A 22,039-nucleotide genomic window follows, 5' to 3' on the forward strand; every position below is an offset into this window, starting at 1 on the left:
GACGTGCGCTTTACGCCTGCTAACCTGACCGGTGTCGTCTCAGAACGGGTTAACGCTGCAGGGCCAGCCGGGCGTCATAACCGGCTGACCGAACCGTCAGAAATCCGCTTTCAGCACCACGCGGAAGTTGGCCTTACCGGCGCGTACGTGATCCAGCGCCTCGTTGATTTTTGACATCGGGAAGAACTCCACCTGCGGCGCGATATCGCGGCGTGCCGCCAGCTTCAGCAGCGAGCGCAGCTGCCCCGGCGAGCCGGTAGAGGAACCGGTGATCGCTTTGTCGCCCATAATCAGGTCGAAAGCGCTGACCTGGAACGGCTTCATCACCGCACCGACGGTGTGGAACTTGCCCTTCGGTGCCAGCGCATCGAAGTAGGGTTTCCAGTCGAGATCGACGGCCACGGTGCTCAGCACCAGGTCGAAACGGCCGGCCAGCGCCTTCAGCGCTTCCGGATCGCGGCTGTTGACCACTTCGTCCGCGCCCATATCCAGGATCGACTGCTTTTTGGATGGCGTGGAGCTGAACGCCACCACTTCTGCGCCCAGCGCGTGCAGCAGCTTGATGGCGATATGGCCAAGGCCGCCGATGCCAATCACCGCCACGCGGCTGGTGGCGGTGATGTTGCTCATCAGCAGCGGTTTGAAGACGGTAATGCCGCCGCACAGCAGCGGGCCGGCGCTGGCCGCGTCCAGATTCTCCGGCAGCGGGATCACCCACTGCCAGTCGGCGCGCAGCTTCTCGGCGAAGCCACCGTGGTTAAGGATGGTTGGCGTGCTGCCGTTCTCGCAGTTAACCTGCTCACCGTTAATACAGGAGTCGCAGTGCTGGCAGCTTTTCGCCGTCCAGCCGATGCCGACGCGCTGGCCCACTTTCAGCCCCTTGTTCTGCGCCGCGTCGCCCAGCGCGCTGACCCGGCCAATCACCTCGTGTCCGGCGATGGTCGGATACTGCGAAATGCCCCATTCATTGTCGATCATCGACAGATCAGAGTGACAGACGCCGCAGTACTCCACCTCAACTTCAACCTCTTCTGCTGCCAGGGCGCCCGGATCGTACTCCCAGGGTTGCAGTGCCTGACCGGCTTCCAGTGCTGCGTAGCTTTTGATTTTCACTCGTGATACCTCAGATAAACGGTTATTAAGGCGTAAGTTTAGCCGCTTTTAAGCTGATTTCCGGAATTTCACAGCACGTGCTGTTCATCTGAGGGGCTGACCGGGGAAATTTCAGGCAAAAAAAAGAGCCTGACTCAAAGTCAGACCCTTTTTTCTGTTCCTGCGCCGGTTGGTGGCCGGGGGAGGAAACGGTACAGCTGCTACTCGCACTACCCAAGGAGTAGAAATTAAGCGATTTTGAATCCGTGGTCAAGGTTGTTGGTTGTAAAATAGACAAACCTCTGATGTAATCCAGCAGTGGTGTAATGCTGTTGTCGTCGTTTCTCAGTAGGGGTTAGTGCTTGATCGCTCTAAGATTTCTCCCAGCCAGACACCGGGTGGTGCCGCGTCAGGTGTGTCTCCACCTGCTGAGTGCTACTCGCATTACCCAAAGTGCAGATTGCGAGGGAAGCCCAAAGACATAAGCGATCTGTAGCGCTCGCCTTAGTAAAAGGAGTGCGCTCAGTGATAACTCTGACAGGCATTTTACTGGTCATGCAGATCCTGCTGGCCGGCGTGCAGATTATCGTTGCCTTCAGGCAGCTGACCGGACGCGTGTAGCAGACGGAACTGGAATCAAGACGGGGCGTCACCACCCCGTCTTTTTTCGTTTACTCGTTAATGCGCGGATGCTGGTCGATCAGGCGCGAACGTTTGGTTTCCAGTTCGGCGATCTGCTCGTTGATATCCTCAATTTTCTGCTCGATGTTGTCGTAGTGCTCGTGCAGGATCTCCTTCGCTTCGGCCATATCCGAGGCGGCAGGGGTGGCACCGCGCAGCGGTTTGTTTGCCGTTTCCTTCATCATCACGCCGGTCACCAGGCCAATCACCGCCACCACCATCAGGTAGTAAGCCGGCATATAGAGGTTGCTGGTGGCTTCCACCAGCCAGGCCGCCAGGGTTGGCGTCAGGCCGGCGATCAGCACTGAGATATTAAAGGCACTGGCCAGCGCGCTGTAGCGGATATGGGTCGGGAACATTGCCGGCAGCGTCGAGGCCATTACCCCGGTGAAGCTGTTGAGGATCACCGCCAGAATCAGCAGGCCGGCGAAAATCAGCCCCATCACGCCGCTGTTAATCAGCATAAAGCAGGGTACTGCCATGACCAGCAGCGCGATACTGCCGATAATCACAAACGGACGACGGCCAAATTTGTCACTCATCAGGCCCATTACCGGCTGCACAAACAGCATGCCCAGCATGATGGCGATGATGATCATCACGCCGTGATCTTCCGAGTAGTGCAGGTTATGCGACAGGTAGCTCGGCATATAGGTCAGCAGCATGTAGTAGGTGACGTTGGTGGCAATCACCAGCCCCACGCAGGCCAGCAGGCTGCGCCAGTGTTTGGTGGCGATCTCTTTAAACGACACTTTCGGGCCGTCGGCAAGACCTTCGCGGTCACCCTGCTCAAGCTTGTCCACGTGCTGCTGGAAGGCCGGGGTCTCTTCCAGCGCGTGGCGCAGGTAGAGGCCGATAATGCCCAGCGGCAGCGCGACGAAGAACGGAATACGCCAGCCCCAGTCGAGGAACTTCGCTTCCCCGACCACGGTGGAGATCAGCACCACCAGCCCGGCGCCGAGCACGAAGCCGGCAATCGAGCCGAAGTCCAGCCAGCTGCCCATAAAGCCGCGTTTACGGTCCGGGGAGTATTCCGCCACGAAGATTGAGGCACCGGTATATTCGCCGCCCACCGAGAAACCCTGTGCCATTTTACACAGCAGCAGCAGGATCGGTGCCCAGATACCAATCGAGGCGTGGGACGGGATCAGGCCGATACAGAAGGTACTGACCGACATAATGATGATGGTAATCGAGAGGATCTTCTGGCGGCCGTATTTATCACCCAGCGCACCAAAGAACAGACCGCCCAGCGGGCGAATTAAGAATGGCACCGAGAAGGTGGCCAGCGCGGCAATCATCTGCACGCCGGGATCGGCACCGGGGAAGAACACCTGGCCCAGCGCATAGGCAACAAAGCCGTAAACACCAAAGTCAAACCACTCCATGGCATTACCTAACGAGGCGGCGGTAATCGCCTTACGCAGCCTGGCGTCATCAATGATGGTGACGTCTTTTAACCCGATTGGTTTGACACGCTTCCTACGTAATTTCATATAAAGCACCCTGTAATTATCTGTTATTCAAACATAAATTGTCTGTTGTGGTTGGCCTGTTCGGTCTGCCTGTCCACCGGCGAAAACGCCTTTCCACCCAGGTTCCGCAATCAGCTTCGCGGGCATAATGTCCTGCGTGGCAAACTTCGCCATCTTTTAGTATATCGTGGCTTTTGCGGTTCGCCTTATTAGATTCGGAATATTCCTAGCCATGACAGTGAATTACGCTGTTTTTTGGCCAGCTGACCCTCAGCATATCTGACGATAGTGGGGTATTTTTTAGGATTTACTCAGTGAATTGATAAGGACTGCTTACCTATTGTTAATTGCAGATATAACAGAGGGTTATTTAATCAGACGGCTTGATCCCTTGAAAACGATCGGTAATACTCTTGCCGCGCTTTTGGGGGAGAGTGAATGGATAATAAAAAACAGATAGCTTTCCAGAATCACTGGCTGAATATGCAGCACAGTATTGAAGAAAATTTAACGTATTCACACCGGCAGCCAGAAAACGCGCCGATGCGGGTCGGTAAAGCGGTGCCAGCGCCGCAGGAGGGTTATGTACTGCCCAGCGACGAACTGATGCCGACGCTGGCGCGCATTAACCAGCGTATGGCGGCGCGACAGCGGGCTGGCGGCGCGGAGTCGCCACCGGCGGCACTGGTGGCCGAGGACGCGGTGGATGTTGCCCTGCGCGCGGTCGACAAACGCCGCCGTTAACGCGGCTTTAACAGCTCGCCGGGCTGCTGTAGCCACTGCATCAGCGCCTCGCTGTTCATCGGGCGGGCGTAATAGTAGCCCTGAATAAAGGCCACGCCGTGCTGCTGCAGATAGCGCAGCTGGGTTTCATCCTCCACTCCTTCGGCCACCACCTGCAGCTGCAGGCCGTGCGCCATCCGGATGATGGCGTCAAGGATTGGCGTGTTGGCATCGGCAGCATCAATCGCGCTGACAAAGCCGCGGTCAATCTTCAGGTAGTCGAGCGGGAAGGTGTGCAGGTAGGCCATTGAGCTGTGGCCGGTACCAAAGTCATCAATCGCGATACGAATACCCTCACTGCGCAGCTGCGCCAGCTTTAGCGCCACGGCTGTGCCATCCTCAATCAGGCTGCGCTCGGTCAGTTCAAGGGTAATCGAGGGCTGCATTCGGGCAACGCCGGCGGCAAAGCGCCGGATATCCGCGATAAACTCCGGGTGCTGCAGATGTTCCGCCGCCACGTTGACCCCAAGATGAAAACCGGGTGCCACCCGCCAGTGGGCACTCTCTGCCACAATACTGTCCAGCAGGTAGCGGGTTAACGGGATAATCAGGCCTTCGGCTTCCGCCGCCGCGATAAAGATATCCGGCCGCACCCAACTGCCGTCTTTACGCTGCCAGCGCATCAGCGCTTCGACCCCGCCCGGCTCGCCGCTGTTAAGGTTGCCCACCGGCTGATAGACCACGCTGAATTCGCGGCGTTTAAGCCCCTGGTAGATCTCATCACCAAATGAATGTCTGCGCTGCAGCCAGCTGCGGGTCAGGGTGACGGCCAGCAGCGAGAAGATCACCGCCATCGGCAGGAAGGTGAGCAGCGCCTGATACCAGTTCTTCAGCAGTTGCTCGGGTGGGGCGCTCAGGCTGATGCCGATCGGATAGCGTTGCGAGCTGGCATTCAGCGTGTGGACGGCCCAGCCCTGCGGCCTGTCCCGGCGATCGTCGCTGACGATGCGATACCCGTCACCAAACTGCAGGGCGATGCGGTAGTTACGGCTGTCCCCCGCCGCGCGCATAACGTCGATCAGATACTGGCCGTCAACCAGCGCATAGGTGCCAAAGGCATCCGGGGTTTCACGCATAAACAGCACCGCCGGCCGGTCGAGCACCCCGGCGGTTCCCGCCAGCGACAGGGTCCACCACGCCTTATGCAGGGCGGGAAGCGGGCGGCGGATCATCCGTTCCAGCGTACTGGGCAGCTCGCCGTAGGCTGATGAACAGTAGATCTCGTCATTCTGGGTCAGGCCGATCGAGCGGAAATAGGGGTAGAGGGTACCGAACTGCTGCAACGTGGATTTAACCTCCGGGCAGTCGCGGGTGCTGAACTGGCGCAGCCGGTCATTCATCGTCCAGGCCTGGTCGCTGATGTGATCGGCATGGGTCAGCAACATGGTGGCGGTGATCTCCAGCTGGCGCTTAACGATCTGCCTGGCCTCGATAAAGGTAAAAACCAGGCACAGCAGCAGCGGCAACTGCCCGGCGAACAACAGGCAGAGTATGCTCTTACTGGATTTGATTGATCGGTGCAAGCGGTTCCCCTGTGAGCGCCGAGGGCGCAGTCTGTCATGACCGGTGGCAATACCTGCGGCTATGGTAGCAGGGAAACTTTATGCTGTGGCTGCGGCGGCAGAAAAAACGCCGCCGCCGGTGCTCAGGACGGCCGACCGTTGCCCAGCAGAATCGCCAGCTTGCCGCCGCCCGGGGTGGTCTCCATCAGAATTTTACAGACGCTGGTCAGCGGTACCGACAGCAGCATGCCCACCGGCCCCAGCAGCCAGCCCCAGAAAATCAGCGACAGAAACACCACCAGGCTCGACAGCCCCAGCCCGCGGCCCATCACCCGCGGTTCCAGGAAATTACCCAGTACCAGGTGGATCAGAATAAACAGCGTGGCCACCAGCCCGGCCTCCAGCGGCGTATTCAGCAGCAGCGCCTGCAGTACCGGAGGAATGCCGGCGATCACCGGGCCGATATTCGGAATGTAGTTAAGCAGAAAGGCGATTGCCCCCCACAGCAGCGCGAACTTCACGTCGAGAGCCAGCAGCGTCAGCCAGACGGCCACCCCGGTCAGCAGGCCGATCAGGGTTTTCAGCGCCAGGTAGTGGGTAACGCCCTTCAGCGCCCGGTGCAGCCCGGCGATGCGGATCTGGGGATTAACCAGCGCATTGCGCAGTTTGTAAGGCAGGTGATGCACTTCAAACAGCATAAACACCACCGTCATCATCACCAGCACGATGCGGGTCATTGCCCCGGAAATCTGGCTGAACAGGGTGGTGGCAAAGGCCATCAGCGCGTTAGGATCCAGCCGCCGCGCCAGATATTCGCTGGAGATATTGATATGGAAGCGCGCGGCAAAGTGCTGCACCACCGCCAGCTTCTGCTCCGCCTGCGCCTGCAGTAGCGGGTAGACCTCGCTGAACTCATCGGCAGAGCTGGCGATCATGCCGCCGAGCAGCAGCAGCACGCACATCATCACCAGCATCACCAGCCCGATCGCCATGCCGCGCCGAACGCCGCGGCGCATCAGCGTGGTGACCAACGGGTTGAGGACGATGGCTAAGAACAGCGCCAGCAGAAAGGGGACGACCACCTCAGACGCCAGCCGGACGCCGGCCAGGATCACCACCAGCGTGGCCAGCTTCAGCAGTATGTTCTGGCCGATCTTCTCCTGCGGATTTGCACTCATTATCGTTCCCTGTCGCTGTCGGTGCTCGGTAAGAGCCTGTCCCATCGGGCTGAATGTCTTCAACAATGGCGCCCGACGGGAGAAACTCTAATTGTAGCGACTGCACAGGGAACCGGACGCTTTTCAGAACCTTCGCGATTCTGCCGCCGCCCGCCGCTGCATTAACGCCAGCGCGCTCAGCATCAGTCCCAGCCCGCTGACGATGGCAACTGTTGCCATCGCCATTCCCTGGCCCACCGATCCCTGCTCGAACTGCCGCCAGATAAACACCGAGACGGTCTGGGTGCCGGCCGGGGCCAGCAGCAGCGAGGTCACCAGCTCGCGCGAGGCGATGGCAAACACCATCAGCATCGACGCCAGCAGGCTGGGAAACACCAGCGGCAGTACCACGTGGCGCAGCGCCAGCCAGACGCTGGCGCCGTGTACCCGCGCCGCCGGCTCCAGGTTGCCGCCGAGCTGGCGCAGCGCGCTGCCGACGTAGCGTACCGGCCACGGCAGCAGCAGGCAGCAGTAGGAGAGCAGCAGGATCCCCCAGCTGTTATAGGGGGTTACCGGCCAGAACGGCTGGTTCCACAGCAGGATCAGCCCGACGCCGACCACGATGCCCGGCAGCGAGGCGGGCAGCAGCGACAGCCCGTCAATCCACACCGCGCCGCGAATGCGCTGCATCACCACCAGCCAGGCCGCGAGGAAGCCGAGCAGCCCTGCGATCAGCGATGAGGCCAGCGCCAGCCCGAGGCTGGTGGAGAGCGCGCCGAGCGCATCGCCATGCAGGGCGAACAGCGCGGCGAAGTGGCGCAGCGTCAGATTGCTCCATTGCAGGCCGCCGGAGAGGGTGGAGAGCAGCGCGCTGAGCAGCATGCTGCCGGCCGGCAGCGCCACGACCAGCAGCGCCACCAGCGTAAACAGTACCAGCGCCGGGCCGCGCCACACGCCCAGTCCGCAGCTGCTGACGTCGGCCGGTTTGCCGGTAATGCTGGTGACTTCTTTATTACCGACCAGCTTACGTTGCAGGGCAAAGGCGGCCAGCGCCACCGCCACCAGCAGTACGGAGAGCAGCGAAGAGCCGGGCAGGTCGATCGGCCAGTCGGCCAGCCGCTGTTCGATGCCGGTGGTCAGCATCACCACTCCGGCGCGGGAACCGAGCGCGGCGGGCACGCCGTACTCTTCAATCGCCAGGGTAAAGGCCAGCAGCACTCCGGCGGCCAGCGCCGGCAGCAGCATCGGCAGCGTCACGTGGCGGAAGGCGCGTAGCGGCGTGGCGCCGTGCACCCGGGCGACGGTGGCCAGCCGTTGCCCGCTGGCCAGCAGGCTGCGCGAGACGGCAAAGTAGACCACCGGGAAGATATTCAGCGTCATCACCAGCGCAATGCCGGTGCGGCTGAACAGCAGGTCGTTGAGGTCCGGGCCGCCCAGCTGCATCAGGTAGCCGTTATGCTGCAGCGCCAGCGTCCAGCTCAGCGCGGCGATGTAGGGCGGGGTGAAGAACGGCACCAGCATCAGCAGATCCCAGGTACGCGCCAGCGGCAGCGTAAACAGGCCGCGCAGGATGCCGAGCGGCACGCCGAGCAGCGCGCTGAACAGCGCCACGCTCAGGCCAACGCTGAGCGTACCGCCGAGCAGCGCCGGCAGTTCGGGATCGCTAAGCAGCGCCGGAAGGGCGCTGAAGGCGCCGTCCAGCGAGCCTGCGGAGAGGTGCGGGAAGATGGCCTGCAGCAGAATAAACAGCAGCGGCAGGGCGACCAGCAGCATCAGCAGCGCCACGGTCAGTAGCGGAAGTAAACGAGGTTTCACCGGTAAGCGTCCTGAAAGGCGGGGTGGCGCGGCTGCGCCACCCGGGAGGGTTAAGACTTGCTGAACAGCGCGGCGAAACGTTGCAGTACCGAGCCGCGGTCAGCGCTGCCGCCGGCCTGCGCCGGCAGAATGTTCAGGTCGCTAATCAGCGGACGCTGCGCACCGACGTCGGTGCGTGCCGGCATCAGCCAGGCATCAGCCACGGCTTTTTGCCCCTCTTCAGAGAGCACATAGTCGATAAAGGCCTGCGCATCGGCGGCGTGCTGGCTGCTTTTCAGGATCATCATCGGGCGCGGCGCGACCACGGTGCCGCTGGCCGGGAAGATCACCTTCACCGACTCACCCTGCTGGATGCTGGCGTAGGTGACGTAATCCACCGCGCCGAACACCGCGGCTTTGGCCCCCTGCAGCACCGGGGTTAGCGCCTGAGCGTTTGGCCCGGCGATCGCCATGCCGTTATCCTTCAGCCTGGCGAACAGCTGCCAGGCGCGATCGCCCATGCTGTTCTGCAGGCCGATCAGCAGGTCAAGCGAGGCCCCGGACAGTGACGGATCGGGGGTGGTGACACGATCTTTAAAGGCGTCGGTGGTCAGATCGGCCCACTCTTTCGGCTCCGGGGTGCCGCTTTTAGTGTTCCAGACGATGCCCAGCGCGGAGATCCCCTGGGCAACGTAGTGGTCGGTTTTGAATTCCGCCGGCACCTTCGCCGCGTTGTTACTCTGGTACGGCAGCAGCCAGCCGCGCTGCTGCAGCTCTTCTGCCGTATCCCATGAGGCGGAGATCAGCACGTCGGCCTGCGGATTGGCCTGCTCGGCCTCCAGCCGCGCCATCACCTTGCCGGTGGTGGCCTGGAAGATATTGACCTTAACGCCGGTCTGTTTTTCATAGCCTGTGGCCAGGCTTTTGGCCAGCGAGCCCGGGCCGGCGGTATAGACGGTCAGGGCACTGGCATCGGTGATCATCATGCCGGAAGTGAACAGCATCGCGAATACGGCTCCTGTCTTAATCGGATTAAACAATTTCATACGGGTTCCCCGGAGAGTGGTGTAACGGTTTGAATGGCAGAAACGGTACCGACGGAGAGCCAGACGATGCGGTCCGCCAGGATTTCGGCCTCATGGCGATCGTGAGTGACATACACGGCAGTGGTGCCGAGCTGACGCAGCAGGCTGGCCATCTCCACGCACAGCGACTCGCGCAGGTCGCGGTCGAGGTTGGAAAGCGGTTCGTCGAACAGCAGGATTTTCGGCTCGGCGATAATCGCCCGCGCCAGCGCCACGCGCTGCTGCTGGCCGCCGGAGAGGTCGGACGGCCGGCGGCCAGCGAAGTCAGCGAGGCCAACGCGGTCCAGCGCGGTGATGACACGCTGCTGGCGTTCCTGCGTCGGCACGCGTCGCATCAGCAGCGGAAAGGCCACGTTCTGCGCCACGCTCATATGCGGCCACAGCGCGTAGTCCTGGAACACCATGCCGAGGTCACGCTGTTCCGGCGGGGTGCTGAACTGGTCGCTGGCAATCAGCCGATCGCCGAAGTGCAGCGTGCCCTGCTGCGGCTGCAGCAGGCCGGCCAGCAGCTTCAGCAGCGTGCTTTTGCCGCAGCCGGAGGGGCCGAGCAGCGCGACGATGCTGCCGGGTTCAACGCTGAGATCGATGTGATTCAGTACCTGATGGCTGCCAAAGGCATAGCTGATGCCGTTGAAAACCACGGAGACAGGGGAGCGCGTCACAGGATCACCTCGCGGGCGTGCGGGTGTAGCCGTGCTGCCGACGGCAGCGGCCGTCGGTTCGCGCTCAGCTGAAGGAAATTCAGTGAGCCAGACATATTGTTTATCCTCTTTGGGACTTGAGCGGCCGAGTATAGGGGGGCTTTATGGCGACTTTATGACGGTTGTGTGGCGCTATGCGGCTGAAACGAAACGTTGCGATTAAAAGACGGGCAGCACGAAATGCCTGCGGTATATTGGTAATTCGTCCATTTTTTGCCTTGCGAGCCGTAATTTTCATGTCTGACCAGCCCGCCGCCGATGCGGCACTCAGTGGCCTGCGCCTGAACCTGCGTATTCTCTCCGTCGTGATGTTTAACTTCGCCAGCTATCTGACCATTGGCCTGCCGCTGGCGGTGCTGCCCGGCTACGTGCATGACGTAATGGGCTACAGCGCCTTCTGGGCCGGGCTGGTGATCAGCCTGCAGTACTTTTCCACCCTGCTCAGCCGTCCGCACGCCGGGCGCTATGCCGATCTGTGGGGGCCGAAAAAGGTGGTGGTGGCCGGGCTGGCCGGTACGCTGATCTGCGGCCTGTGCTATGCGCTGGCCGCGTTCAGCAGCGCGGTGCCGCTGCTCAGCCTGCTGCTGCTGTGCCTCGGGCGGCTGGTGCTGGGCGTCGGGCAGAGTTTTGCCGGCACCGGTGCCAGCCTGTGGGGCGTGGGGGTGGTCGGCTCCGCGCATATTGGCCGGGTGATTTCATGGAACGGCATCTGCACCTACGGGGCGATGGCGATCGGCGCACCGCTCGGCGTGGTGATTTACCAGCGGGGCGGGCTGCTGTTGCTGGCGGCGGCGGTCTGCCTGATTTCCCTGACGGCAATGCTGCTGGCGCTGCCGAGGCCGCAGGTGAAGAGCAGTAAGGGCAAGCCGCTGCCGTTCCGTGCGGTCTTAGGCAGGGTGTGGGGCTACGGCGTGCTGCTGGCGATGGGGTCGGTAGGCTTTGGGGTGATTGCCACCTTTATCACCCTGTTTTACCAGGCGCGGGGCTGGGACGGGGCGGCTTTTGCGCTGACGCTGTTCAGCGTAGCCTTTGTCGGCACCCGTCTGCTGTTTCCGAATGCGATTACGCGGTTTGGCGGGCTGAAGGTGGCGCTGGTCTGTTTTGCGGTGGAGGCGGCGGGGCTGTTTCTGGTGTGGGGGGCAGAGGCAGCGTGGCTGGTGCGCGTCGGTGCGTTGCTGACCGGGGCCGGGTTCTCGCTGGTGTTTCCGGCAATTGGCGTGGTGGCGGTGAGCCGGGTGCCGCCACAGAATCAGGGCAGTGCGCTGGCGACCTATACCACTTTTATGGATCTGGCATTGGGGCTTACCGGGCCGCTGGCGGGGCTGATTATTGCGCATTATGGCGTGCCGGTGATCTATTTGCTGAGCGGGATGCTGGTGTGTGTGGCGATGGTGGGGGCGCTGTGGCTGGGGCGTCGGGCGGTGGGGGAAAAATAGCGGCTCCCGGTGAGGGGAGCCGTTGTCAAATGACACAGATAAGTCGGTGATCACATCAGATTTGCTGCGCGTCGGCACTGCTGCGTTGGCTACGGTGCTTTTAAACACATCGTCTGGCCGATCGAGACTGACGGGCCTGTCAGCGGGCGACCCTCCGCGGGTTACCCCGCTCCGGGCTCATCCCACTGCCCTCCCTGATAACAGGCTGTTGTTTAGCCTGTTGATGGTTGGGCTGTGGTGTCCTTCTACTCGTCGTCTGGCCGATCGAGACTGACGGGCCTTTTTACATGTAAATCTGATGCTTAAATTTTTATGCCTGCAGCAGTTCGATGCTGCGGCGGATTTCGCGTTCGATGTCGGCGGCGGTCCAGCTGTCCATTTCTGAAGCGAAAGGCTCGAAGGCGTAGACGCCTTTGTAGCCAAGTTTTTCCAGGCGCTGAACCTGCCAGACGCTTTTCAGCAGTTCGCCTTCGCTGAGCATCAGGCGCTCTTCGTCGGTGAGGTCGCTGGTCGGGCGGCTGTCGGTCACGCCGGAGAGGTGCACCAGGCCAATCTGGTTGATGTCCACGCCGTCGGTGAAGTCCTGCTCTGCGCCTTCGTACAGGTGGTGGTGGAAGGTATCCAGTACGATCTTGAATGGCGCGCCAGCATTGTTAATCAGCTGCTGAGCCAGGCGTGCGGAGCGCAGCGAGCTGACCGGGAAGCCTAACGGCTCAACCAGGCCTTCGATACCGTATTTAGCGAACAGCGGGGCCAGCTGGGCGATGGCCGCCTGGGTGGTTTCCGCCGGGATCGGGGTGCCGTCGTTCAGCGGGCAGAGCACCAGCGCTTTGGCACCGATGCCGTGCGCGTCTTTCAGCAGGCCTTCGGCGCGTGCCAGCAGGTCGTCGCTTACCTGGTTAAACGGGTAGACGGCGTTAATGGTCACGATCTCCAGGCCGTACTGTTCGGCCAGGGCGCGCACCTGCTGATGGCTCAGATCGTCGGTGACGCTGCCGCCCTTCATATCGTTACGCAGCTCAACCTTATGCAGGCCGAGTTTGTTCACCAGCTGGAAGAATTCTTCAATGCTGAGGGCCGGGGCGATCTTACGGTTAACGCAGAAACGGGTTGGATCGATAGCCATGTTCTGGCTCCTGTTCAGTAGGGGATAAAAAAATGAAATGGTCGCATCGCCTGCTCTGTTGTGCTGCCGTAAGCCGGTCGATGGTGAAACTGAGCGATAAGAAAACATTTATTTCATGTTTAGTGAATAATGAAATTTAAATTTTTAGATCCGTCTCGCAAAATTTCATTGGTGACACGATTAACCTGCCTGCTGTGGATGAAAAGGTGTGCGGATTAACGGGATAAATCGGCCCGGTTAGCGGTGGCCTTTGTAAACCACGGCTCCGCTGACCGTCTGCGCTGGCGGCGTTTTGAGTGGCGCGCGGCAGCGTGAAGCAGAACGGCGCGGTGCGAGAGGAAAAAATGCGATCTGTGCCGCTAAAAACGAATTTTCTAAAGTGATTTATTTGAAAAATTTATTCCAATATTATACTGTCTCAGCACGCACCATTAAGCATTGCCCGGCCAGGTAGCGTTGCGAACCACACTGCCTGACCGGGACATATCACACCAAAGAGGCCAGAACATGACTATCGTAGGAAACTTTATTGGCGGCAAAACCACCCTGAGCGCCAGCAATGAAACCATTCCGGTTTACGATCCGGCAACCGGCAAGGTGGTCCGCGAACTGACGCAGAGCACCAGTGATGAAGTGGCTAACGCCATTGCCGTCGCGCATAACGCCTTCGATAGCTGGTCCCGCACCTCGCCACTGCGCCGCGCCCGTATTCTGTTCAACTTCAAAGCCCTGATGGAAGAGCACCGCGACGAGCTGGCCGCGCTGATCGTCAGCGAGCACGGTAAAGTGTGGTCAGATGCGCTGGGTGAACTGACCCGTGGTCTGGAAGTGGTGGAGTTTGCCTGTGGTATCCCGCACCTGATCAAAGGTGAGAACTCTGCCGACGTCGGCACCGGCGTGGACAGCTACTCGCTGATGCAGCCGCTGGGCGTGGTGGCCGGTATTACCCCGTTCAACTTCCCGGCGATGGTCCCGCTGTGGATGTTCCCGATTGCGCTGGCCTGCGGTAACACCTTCGTACTGAAGCCACCGGCCCTCGATCCGTCCGTCTCCGTGCGTATGGCCGAGCTGCTGACCGAAGCCGGCCTGCCGGACGGCGTGTTTAACGTCATCCACAGCTCCAACGAAAACGCCGAGCAGCTGTATAAAGATGCGCGCGTGCAGGCGGTGAGCTTCGTCGGTTCTTCCGGCGTGGCCGAGCATATCTATACCACCGCCAGCGCCCACGGTAAGCGTGTACAGGCCTTCGGCGCGGCGAAAAACCACGCCATCGTCATGCCGGATGCCGACCTTGATGCCACCGTTAACGCCATTATGGGCGGCGCGTTCGGCTCAGCCGGTGAGCGCTGCATGGCGCTGCCGGTCGTTGTCGCCGTGGGCGACGATACTGCAGACAAGCTGATCGCCGCGCTGACGCCGCTGGTGAAAGCCCTGCGCGTCGGTCCTGGCATCCACAAAGGCAAAGACGAGAACGAGATGGGGCCGGTGATCTCTGCCGCGCACCAGAAGAAAGTGCTGGGCTACATCGACAAAGGCGAAGCCGAAGGCGCGAAACTGGTGGTTGACGGCCGTGGTATCAAGGTTGACGGCAACCCGGACGGTTACTACGTTGGCGGCACCCTGTTCGATAACGTCACCACCGACATGGTGATCTGGCGTGAAGAGATCTTCGGGCCGGTGCTGAGCATCGTGCGTGCGCCGGACTACAAAACCGCGCTGGATCTGGTGAACAGCCACGAGTTCGGCAACGGCAGCGCTATCTTCACCAGCAACGGTGCCACCGGCCGTGACTTCGTTCGCGAAGTGCAGGCGGGCATGGTCGGCGTTAACGTACCTGTGCCGGTGCCGATGGCCTTCCACAGCTTCGGCGGCTGGAAACGTTCGGTGTTTGGTGCGCTGAACGTGCACGGTCCGGACGGCGTGCGTTTCTACACCCGTATGAAGACCGCCACCGTGCGCTGGCCGACCGGTCAGAAAACCGTGTCTGAGTTCAGCATGCCAACGCTGGGCTAATCAGCCGGCTGACGGATCCCCTTCCGCCCGTGACAGCCGTCGCGGGCGGAAGCGTAACGACTAATCGCTTTTGTCAGTGCCGTTGCAGCGCCAGTACAGCGGCAGAGACACAGGTGATTTAAGGAGATAACGATGTCTTGCTTGTCCAAAGTTAAGCAGCCCGATGCCCAGGGGCGTATTCAGCACGTTACCCCGGAGAGCGCGGGCTGGGGCTATGTAGGTTTCGACGCTTACCTGCTGAAAAAAGGTCAGACCCTGTCACTCGACAGCGGCAGCAAAGAGCTGTGCCTGGTGCTGGTGGCCGGCCTTGCCTCGGTAAAAACCTCGAAGGCCGACTTCCCGAATATCGGCAAGCGTATGTCGCCGTTTGAGCGCACCCCGCCGTATTCCGTCTATGTGCCGGATAACGATCGGGTTGACGTGGTGGCAGAGTCTGACCTTGAGCTGGCAGTGTGCAGCGCACCGGGCAAAGGCAGCCTGCCTGCCCGGCTGATCGCACCGGAAGATGTCGGCGTCGAGCAGCGCGGCAAGGGTAATAACAAGCGTCTGGTGCACAATATTCTGCCTGACGATAAGCCAGCCGACAGCCTGCTGGTGGTGGAAGTGTATACCGACGAAGGGAATACCAGCTCCTACCCGAGCCACAAGCACGATCAGGAAAATTCAGAACAAGAAACCTACCTGGAAGAGACGTACTACCATCGTTTCAACCCGGAACGCGGTTTCGCCATGCAGCGCGTCTACACCGACGACCGCTCGCTGGATGAGTGCATGGCGGCCTATAACCGCGATGTGGTTACCGTACCGCGCGGCTACCATCCGGTAGCGACCATCGCCGGATACGATAACTACTATCTGAACGTGATGGCCGGGCCGGTGCGCCTGTGGAAATTTACCTGGGAGGAGGATCACGCCTGGGTGAACAGCGCGGAGTATCCGCGCGCAGAGTAAGTCGTACGTTGTCAGTGATGTGAGTAGTAACGCCAGGGCTGCGTGCGGCAGGACGACTGCCGCACCGGCAGAGGCGCAAGGTTGATGTTGAAAACGAGCTAATAAAACGGGCGGCTTCTACGGGCTGCCCGTTTTTTTCTACTTCGCGTTGTTCAGCGCCAGCGACACCGCCAGCGTCTGTGCCAGGCACAGCGAGGCGACCTGCGAACGGAAGCCGTCGACCTGCGCTTCGCGTACCACAAAGCAGACGTCGCTGAAGGCGGCCAGCGGGCTGACCTGGCTGTCGGTAATGGCGATCTGATGCGCACCGCGCTTGGCACCCAGCTCAACCAGCTCTACCGCCTCGCGGGCGTACGGCGAATAGCTGATGGCAATCACCACGTCTTTCGGGCTGACCATGCTCAGCTGCTCGGCAAACATCCCGCCCAGCCCGTCGATCAGGAACGCGCGGCGCTCCAGGTGGCGCAGGGCATAGGTGAGGTAGGAGGCAACGCTGAACGAGCGGCGCAGGCCGATGATGTAGATATTATCCGCCTCATCGAGCATTTTTACCGCTTTTTCCAGCTGCTCCGGATTGACCTGCATCGCCAGCTGCTGCAGCGCCTGCGAGTTCACCATGGTAAACACGTTAAGGATCTCCGCCGGGCTTTCCGGTGCGGCCGGCGTTTCGTCGCTGGCGGTCTGGCGGAACAGGCGGGCACGTTCGGTGTAGTTAACCGTCTCTTCCATCAGGTGCTGGCGAAACACCTGCTTCATTTCATTAAAGCCGCTGAAGCCAAAGGCGTTCGAGAAACGGATCAGCGTTGATGGCGGTACGTCGGCCTGCTGGGCGATGGAGGCGACGGTATCAAAGGCGATGCTGTTGCTGTTGTCGAGAATGTAGCGAGCTACCTGCTTCAGGCGTTTGCTGAGGGTGTCGTAACGGCGACGAATGTCGTCCTGTAACAGGGAAAGTTGCGTCGGGTTGTTGCTCATTCACGTCTCGCTGATGGGTTAACATTTCATTTGTTCGCTATTTTACCAGATGAACAAAAAATTTCACTTGCTGAGGAATTAACCGCCTTTTATTTCATCAGGATGGGAATTGGTTCACAAAAATGCAACTTTTGCCTTGTTCGTGCAGCAGCCTGCGGCGATCTGTTTCAAAATAGCTGCACTCGGGTGCATTTCGTACGGACTACAGATTAGTGATAATCAGCGTGGCTGAACCGGTAAACGGCCCGGTCGCGGGCGTTTTTCCGCTGCCTACCACGGCAAAGGTCACGCTGTCGCTGCCCTGGCCGTTGACCAGCCGGGTTTTAAAGCCGTCATTTGGCGTTACGGTCAGATTCTGATACTGCATCACCACGCCAATATCGGGATTAGAGGTTTTAATCGCGTCACTGAAGCCCGCGGGCTCAGCAGCAAGGCTGACTTTGATATCCTGGGTGAGCGTGGTATTGCATTTGTAGGTTAACGCACGCTCCGCCCGATACACTGAGCCGGCGGCAGACGTGCTGACCAGACTGCTGTCGATGTTACCAAAAGGAACCAGAATGGTTTGGCCGCCGTTAATGCGGCACTCGACCGGTACGGGGATCACGGTCTGCTGAGTGACTAAGCGATAGATGGGAATGGTTGCCGGGCTGCCCTTATACACATAGCGGTACAGGTTGGCCAGTTCAATGCCGCCGGGAAAGAACAGCGCACCGCCTAATATGGTTCTGCGCAGGCGAAAGTTAACGGTGCCGGCATTACCAACAAGTGCTCTGCCTAAAGCGGTGACCCCGTTCGCGCCAGGACCTGCCTTTGCTGAAGAATCGTAGATATCCGTGAAGGGAGACGAGATGTTTTTCGTGTTGTACAGATCGATTTTTATATTGTAATCAATATCCTCATTTAATCTGTAATATTCTGATGAAAGGTTGGACGGGGGGCTGGATACCTCTGATTTAAAATAATGAGCCCCATTTTCTCCGTGCTCGGAGTAACACCAGCCTGGATAGTTTTCTGGAATAGTATGAAAAGCCACGCTGCCGGTGCTGCCTGGCTGATTTGACGTAAACGATGCGGTGCCTAACGTAATGCTTAAAATATTCATTGGATCGGCCCAGCACCCGCCATCCGGCATACCGGGAGGTCTGGCCGGAACGGCTTCTGCTGCGTTGGCTGATAGCGCCATTACGATAACGGCCGCCATATATTGAGCAGATATTAACTTTCGTGACTGAGCAATAATCACGGTTATTCCTTCTTTATCATTGATGATTCCGTTGCCGTAATGATTTACTGAAAAGCGACCATCAGCGTGGCTGACGCCTGAAAGCTGCCGGTTTTCGCTTCGCTGTCGGGGGCGAAAATGGGAGCCGCGGTCAGCACCATGCTGTTGGCCGGTTTTGGCAGTGAAAACCACTGATTAAGCCGGAGGGCGGTACCCTCTTTATAAAGACGGATCCCCAGCCCGTCGAGACTGGTGGCCAGCACGTCGTTAGCAAAACCCTCTTCACCAAAAACCCGCATACTCAGCGCCTTATCGCCGGCGTTGCCACTGCACGTCAGCCGGTAGTCCACGTTCTTTATCGCCTTGCCATTGGCCGCTGTGGTAAACGTATTATTGAATTCCACCTCAATCACCTTGCCGTGATTAAACTGACAGACAGGCGGGCTGATGACCGTGCCGCTGAATTCGACCTGTGTGGCTCCCTGCTCAGCGGCGGCACAGGCCAGGCTGACCCCTGCGGCCAGCAGGGGGAGTAATATCCGTAAATACATGGTGGCTCCTGGGTAAAATCTGCATTAGCGCGTGCTGAACATGCCGCGCCGGGCGGCGCATCGGTGCCAGCCTGTGACCGTACGGCATCAGCCTTTCGGTACCCGGTTGCTAATCACACTGCAGCGCCGTGCTTCACAGCGGAAGGCGATCTCCGGGCGGCCGCCATAGTCGTTCAGATAGGTCAGCACCGGTGTGTTGCCATAGTCAGCGGCTTTGCCGGGCAAGGTTTCGCTGGCGGCGGGAGCCAGCATCAGCGGCGTAAAGCCAGGCACTGCCTGCCCCTGTGCGCGGCTCTGCGCCTCGACCAGCGTAATATAGTAGGGGCTGGGATTGCGGATCTGCAGGCGGTCACCCTGCTGCTCCAGCACCAGCTGCGTATGCCACGGCGTGGCCAGTTCACCCGGCGGTGCTTTCAGCGCTGCCGGGCGGTAAAACACCTTAATGCGGTTTTGCAGTGCAATATTCAGCGTATTGGGTGACGAATGACGGGGTGGGATTTCGCGCAGGTTGAGCCAGAACAGCGTTTCCCGATCCTGGCGCAGCAGGCTGGCGGCCGGCAGCCCCCGAATTTTTATCTGGCTTTGCGCCCCGGGTTCAATGCGCTGTATTGGCGGCAGCAGCAACAGTGGCCCGTGGATTTTCTTTCCCTGTTCATTCTCAATCCATCCCTGGGCCAGATAAGGAGCATGTTGATTCTGATTATTCACCAGCAGGCTGGCGGAAGATTTTTCGCCATTAAAAATGACCCGACTTTGCTGCAGCGCGATGGCCGCCTCAGCGGGGCAGGTGATAACAATCAGCGCTAAGAGTAAAGCCGCTGCTGGCGCATTATTATGGCGCGGCCTGATATGCATAAAATAAGACCTTTTGATTTATTATTCAGCAGCAGGCTGCGACTGTCTGATTTTTCAGTTCTGTTACTGGAGGAAAAAATAAATATATCAGGGGGAGGGATTATAATGTCGATTTGCGTCTGCTGAAACCGGCTTGCGTTAATATTATCTTCTTCGATATTTTTTTTGTATTTCCGGGTTCTCGTTGATTTTTTAAGGATAAATATATCGCGAATTTTATGAATCTGGTTTGAGATGTTGTAGGCAGGATAAAAAAACAGAGACAGGCCAGGGCCTGTCTCCGTGATATTCACAGCAGGTGACGAGTGTGAATTACTTCAGCGGACGCGCCTCGCGCCAGTAGCCAATCAGCGTCAGGTAGTTGCTTTTCACGGCGGCGATAAGCGCGGCGTCGTCAATTTCACCGTGCAGCCACTGGCGTGACGGCTGGCCGAAGATGGTGCGGCCGACCGCGAAGCCTTTCACCCATTTGGCATCGGCTGCGTTGGCAAAACCGGCTTTCAGCTGCGCTTCCGGTGCGTCCAGGCCCAGCAGCAGGACGCCACGGCAGTGCGGATCGTTGTTCTCGATCAGGTCGCTGATGCCCGCCCAGCTGGCCGGTGTCAGCGGTGGCAGCTTCCACCAGTCAGGCTTGATGCCCATACCGTAGAAGTGCTCAACGATAGTCAGATAGTGCTGCTCAGATTTATCGGCGTTGCTCTCCGGCAGGATCACTTCCAGCAGCAGCTCATGGCCGGACTTGTTGCAGCCGTTCCAGACGTCCAGCACCAGATCGTCCTGCTCTTTGCGCAGTTCGGCGCTGTCCTGCGGGTGGTAGAACACCAGGCATTTCACCACGTGTTCCTGCGGCCAGTTAACCAGCTGGGAGCCGATGTTACCGTGCTCCAGACGCAGCGGACGCGAGCTTGGCAGCTCGATCGGGCGGCCAATCCACCAGTTTTTACCGGTAATAGCGTTCAGCGCCGGCTGGCCGTAGGTGGTATCCGCCAGAATGCCGCTGTGGCCGTTGTCCAGACCGGCCTCTTTCGCCGCTTCCTGTGCGCCCTGCAGCAGCAGGGTTTTCAGTTCCGGAATGCGCGAATCATCAAGGCCGACTTCTTTCGCCATATCGGCCAGCTGTTTGCGGTGGTCGAAGGCGAAGATGCACAGATCGTCCCATGCCGCATGTTTGCGGGTGGTGACCCGGTGCAGATGGTTGAGACGCTTATCAAGATCCGGGCGCTTCACCGCTTCATGGCGGCTGAGGAAGTCGTCCAGCTCCTCTTTGGTTGGCATCGCCGGGGCGCAGCCGTGGCGGGAAACCACCAGCGCGCCGCAGGCGTTGGCGTAGCGGCAGGCCTGCTCCCAGCTTTCGTCGTTCAGCCAGCCGCGCAGCAGGCCGGACATAAAGGCGTCGCCCGCACCGAGCACGTTAAGCACGTCCACGCGCACGCCGGTCTGCAGCTCGGTCTCTTCCCAGCTGTCCGGGATCTCACCCTCGAACACCACGCAGCCCAGCGGACCGCGTTTGCACACCAGCGTGGCTTTGGTGGTTTTACGCACGTTTTTCAGCGCGGTGAGGCTGTCGGTGCTGCCACCGGCAATGTGGAACTCTTCTTCCGTACCGACCACCAGGTCGAAGAAGTGCAGTACTTCCTGCAGCTGAGCGGTAACGGCGTCGGATTCAACAAAACGGGTTTCGCCGTCACCCAGTGAGGTCAGGCCCCACAGCACCGGACGGTAGTCAATATCCAGTGCGGTGCGCAGGCCGTGACGGCGGGCAATCTCCAGCGCTTTCAGCACCGCAGCGCGGGTGTCCGGGTGCGACAGGTGGGTGCCGGTGATCGCCAGCGCGCGTGCCGATGCAATGTACTCTTCCTGAATGTCGTCTGGCACCAGGCCCATATCGGCACATTTTTCACGGTAGAAGATCAGCGGGAAGGTCTCCTGATCCTTAATGCCGAGAATAACAAGGCCGGTCAGACGATCTTTATCGGTGATCAGGCTCTGAGTGTCGCAGCCGACGCGCTGCAGCTCTTCACGCAGGAAGCGGCCCATATGTTCGTCACCGACGCGCGCCAGCATGCCGGACTTCAGCCCCTGGATGGCGGTGCCGTAAGCGACGTTACCGGAGGAGCCGCCGAGATATTTGGCAAAGCTGGTTTCATCTTCCAGGCGCGCACCGATCTGCTGGCCATAAAGGTCGACGGCGATGCGCCCGATACAAATCACATCAAGCCGCTTCTGTTGTGTACTCATACCTGTTTTTTCCTTCTGTGATATCCCCTCAGACCTGCCGCGATGCGGATGATGTCGGGGTGAGCCGATTCTGTTGAGCGTTTACGGCTGAGCGGGGCGCTACCCGTTCACACTGTAATCTGACATAGCCGGAGTATGAGGAATAAAAATTCCAAGTTCAATATGAAATGAAATTATTGCCCCAAAAATGTGAGGTGGTTAAAACTCTTGCACCCATGGATTCACCACCGGCGCGGTTGCAGGCGTTTCAGCTGTTACAGGAGTTGTGAGCGGTATCTCAACTTTGCAATGGCAAATCAGCGAACATACTGAAATGAAATGATTTTCTCCCTGGTGGCGGTGAGTTGCTGCGGACGTTTCATTTTTCCCTCCCAGGCCCCCCTTTCCCACCCCGTTTCA

General features: G+C 59.6%; 17 protein-coding genes. 4 read left to right on the top strand and 13 right to left on the bottom strand.

Annotated features, from left to right (window positions below; genetic code table 11):
- Positions 1-96: 96 nt before the first annotated feature.
- Together GKQ23_RS02430 and proP are read right to left on the bottom strand one after the other, a co-directional pair.
- Complete coding sequence (locus GKQ23_RS02430) at positions 97-1,113, bottom strand: NAD(P)-dependent alcohol dehydrogenase (protein WP_056232716.1); 1,017 nt, start codon at positions 1,111-1,113, stop codon at positions 97-99.
- Positions 1,114-1,763: 650 nt separating this feature from the next.
- On the bottom strand, positions 1,764-3,269 hold the full coding sequence (gene proP, locus GKQ23_RS02435; RefSeq protein ID WP_056232714.1) for a glycine betaine/L-proline transporter ProP: 1,506 nt from the start codon (positions 3,267-3,269) through the stop codon (positions 1,764-1,766).
- Between the two features lie 417 nt (positions 3,270-3,686).
- Here proP and GKQ23_RS02440 point away from each other — a divergent pair, with 417 nt between their 5' ends.
- Positions 3,687-3,992 carry a hypothetical protein gene (locus GKQ23_RS02440; protein ID WP_056232712.1) on the top strand — a complete coding sequence of 102 codons (306 nt, stop codon included), beginning with the start codon at positions 3,687-3,689 and terminating at the stop codon, positions 3,990-3,992.
- Here the strand turns inward: GKQ23_RS02440 and GKQ23_RS02445 are convergent.
- From GKQ23_RS02445 to GKQ23_RS02465, 5 genes are all read right to left on the bottom strand, one after another.
- Positions 3,989-5,554 carry an EAL domain-containing protein gene (locus GKQ23_RS02445; RefSeq protein ID WP_212409688.1) on the bottom strand — a complete coding sequence of 522 codons (1,566 nt, stop codon included), beginning with the start codon at positions 5,552-5,554 and terminating at the stop codon, positions 3,989-3,991. The two genes, GKQ23_RS02440 and GKQ23_RS02445, sit on opposite strands and share 4 nt — an antisense overlap.
- Before the next feature lie 122 nt (positions 5,555-5,676).
- Positions 5,677-6,711: an AI-2E family transporter gene (locus GKQ23_RS02450; RefSeq protein WP_056232708.1), complete on the bottom strand. Its 1,035-nt coding sequence runs from the start codon at positions 6,709-6,711 to the stop codon at positions 5,677-5,679.
- 123 nt (positions 6,712-6,834) lie between these two features.
- Entirely contained in the window at positions 6,835-8,463 is a 1,629-nt protein-coding gene (locus tag GKQ23_RS02455; RefSeq protein ID WP_212411526.1) for an iron ABC transporter permease, read from the bottom strand.
- Between the two features lie 92 nt (positions 8,464-8,555).
- Positions 8,556-9,530, bottom strand: coding sequence for an ABC transporter substrate-binding protein (locus GKQ23_RS02460; protein ID WP_371820042.1), 975 nt, complete (start codon positions 9,528-9,530; stop codon positions 8,556-8,558).
- Positions 9,527-10,231 (bottom strand): ABC transporter ATP-binding protein, encoded by a 705-nt coding sequence (locus GKQ23_RS02465; protein ID WP_212409689.1) that lies wholly within the window; start codon positions 10,229-10,231, stop codon positions 9,527-9,529. The genes GKQ23_RS02460 and GKQ23_RS02465 overlap by 4 nt, the downstream gene beginning before the upstream one ends.
- 275 nt (positions 10,232-10,506) lie before the next feature.
- Between GKQ23_RS02465 and GKQ23_RS02470 the strand changes: the two genes are divergently transcribed.
- Positions 10,507-11,706, top strand: a complete 1,200-nt coding sequence (locus tag GKQ23_RS02470) for an MFS transporter (RefSeq protein ID WP_212409690.1) — start codon at positions 10,507-10,509, stop codon at positions 11,704-11,706.
- 310 nt (positions 11,707-12,016) lie between these two features.
- On the opposite strand, the gene GKQ23_RS02475 is transcribed toward GKQ23_RS02470, so the two are convergent.
- Complete coding sequence (locus GKQ23_RS02475; RefSeq protein WP_212409691.1) at positions 12,017-12,832, bottom strand: TIM barrel protein; 816 nt, start codon at positions 12,830-12,832, stop codon at positions 12,017-12,019.
- Between the two features lie 507 nt (positions 12,833-13,339).
- Between GKQ23_RS02475 and GKQ23_RS02480 the strand changes: the two genes are divergently transcribed.
- Both GKQ23_RS02480 and iolB read left to right on the top strand, forming a co-directional pair.
- Positions 13,340-14,845, top strand: a complete 1,506-nt coding sequence (locus GKQ23_RS02480) for a CoA-acylating methylmalonate-semialdehyde dehydrogenase (protein ID WP_056232696.1) — start codon at positions 13,340-13,342, stop codon at positions 14,843-14,845.
- A 132-nt stretch (positions 14,846-14,977) separates the two neighbouring features.
- Entirely contained in the window at positions 14,978-15,796 is an 819-nt protein-coding gene (gene iolB / locus GKQ23_RS02485) for a 5-deoxy-glucuronate isomerase (RefSeq protein WP_212409692.1), read from the top strand.
- A 138-nt stretch (positions 15,797-15,934) separates the two neighbouring features.
- Here the strand turns inward: iolB and GKQ23_RS02490 are convergent, their stop codons facing one another.
- The 5 genes from GKQ23_RS02490 to iolC form a co-directional block, all read right to left on the bottom strand.
- Positions 15,935-16,771 (bottom strand): MurR/RpiR family transcriptional regulator, encoded by an 837-nt coding sequence (locus GKQ23_RS02490; RefSeq protein ID WP_056232692.1) that lies wholly within the window; start codon positions 16,769-16,771, stop codon positions 15,935-15,937.
- Positions 16,772-16,973: 202 nt separating this feature from the next.
- Positions 16,974-18,017, bottom strand: a complete 1,044-nt coding sequence (locus tag GKQ23_RS02495; RefSeq protein ID WP_146005529.1) for a fimbrial protein — start codon at positions 18,015-18,017, stop codon at positions 16,974-16,976.
- A gap of 44 nt (positions 18,018-18,061) precedes the next feature.
- Positions 18,062-18,547, bottom strand: coding sequence for a fimbrial protein (locus tag GKQ23_RS02500; RefSeq protein WP_212409693.1), 486 nt, complete (start codon positions 18,545-18,547; stop codon positions 18,062-18,064).
- A gap of 87 nt (positions 18,548-18,634) precedes the next feature.
- Entirely contained in the window at positions 18,635-19,402 is a 768-nt protein-coding gene (locus GKQ23_RS02505; protein WP_101506666.1) for a fimbria/pilus periplasmic chaperone, read from the bottom strand.
- 312 nt (positions 19,403-19,714) lie between these two features.
- Positions 19,715-21,640: a 5-dehydro-2-deoxygluconokinase gene (gene iolC / locus GKQ23_RS02510; RefSeq protein ID WP_212409694.1), complete on the bottom strand. Its 1,926-nt coding sequence runs from the start codon at positions 21,638-21,640 to the stop codon at positions 19,715-19,717.
- Positions 21,641-22,039 lie beyond the last annotated feature (399 nt).

Source organism: Erwinia sp. E602 (assembly GCF_018141005.1).
Classification (GTDB): Bacteria; Pseudomonadota; Gammaproteobacteria; order Enterobacterales; family Enterobacteriaceae; genus Erwinia.

What these genes read in the sequence shown, in the direction of transcription:
- iolC (WP_212409694.1), bottom strand. Translation starts at nt 21,640, where the DNA reads ATGAGTACACAACAGAAGCGGCTTGATGTGATTTGTATCGGGCGCATC.
- GKQ23_RS02470 (WP_212409690.1), top strand. Translation starts at nt 10,507, where the DNA reads ATGTCTGACCAGCCCGCCGCCGATGCGGCACTCAGTGGCCTGCGCCTG.
- GKQ23_RS02450 (WP_056232708.1), bottom strand. Translation starts at nt 6,711, where the DNA reads ATGAGTGCAAATCCGCAGGAGAAGATCGGCCAGAACATACTGCTGAAG.
- GKQ23_RS02460 (WP_371820042.1), bottom strand. Translation starts at nt 9,530, where the DNA reads ATGAAATTGTTTAATCCGATTAAGACAGGAGCCGTATTCGCGATGCTG.
- GKQ23_RS02455 (WP_212411526.1), bottom strand. Translation starts at nt 8,463, where the DNA reads ATGCTGCTGGTCGCCCTGCCGCTGCTGTTTATTCTGCTGCAGGCCATC.
- proP (WP_056232714.1), bottom strand. Translation starts at nt 3,269, where the DNA reads ATGAAATTACGTAGGAAGCGTGTCAAACCAATCGGGTTAAAAGACGTC.
- GKQ23_RS02490 (WP_056232692.1), bottom strand. Translation starts at nt 16,771, where the DNA reads ATGAGCAACAACCCGACGCAACTTTCCCTGTTACAGGACGACATTCGT.
- GKQ23_RS02480 (WP_056232696.1), top strand. Translation starts at nt 13,340, where the DNA reads ATGACTATCGTAGGAAACTTTATTGGCGGCAAAACCACCCTGAGCGCC.
- GKQ23_RS02505 (WP_101506666.1), bottom strand. Translation starts at nt 19,402, where the DNA reads ATGCATATCAGGCCGCGCCATAATAATGCGCCAGCAGCGGCTTTACTC.
- GKQ23_RS02440 (WP_056232712.1), top strand. Translation starts at nt 3,687, where the DNA reads ATGGATAATAAAAAACAGATAGCTTTCCAGAATCACTGGCTGAATATG.
- GKQ23_RS02500 (WP_212409693.1), bottom strand. Translation starts at nt 18,547, where the DNA reads ATGTATTTACGGATATTACTCCCCCTGCTGGCCGCAGGGGTCAGCCTG.
- iolB (WP_212409692.1), top strand. Translation starts at nt 14,978, where the DNA reads ATGTCTTGCTTGTCCAAAGTTAAGCAGCCCGATGCCCAGGGGCGTATT.
- GKQ23_RS02475 (WP_212409691.1), bottom strand. Translation starts at nt 12,832, where the DNA reads ATGGCTATCGATCCAACCCGTTTCTGCGTTAACCGTAAGATCGCCCCG.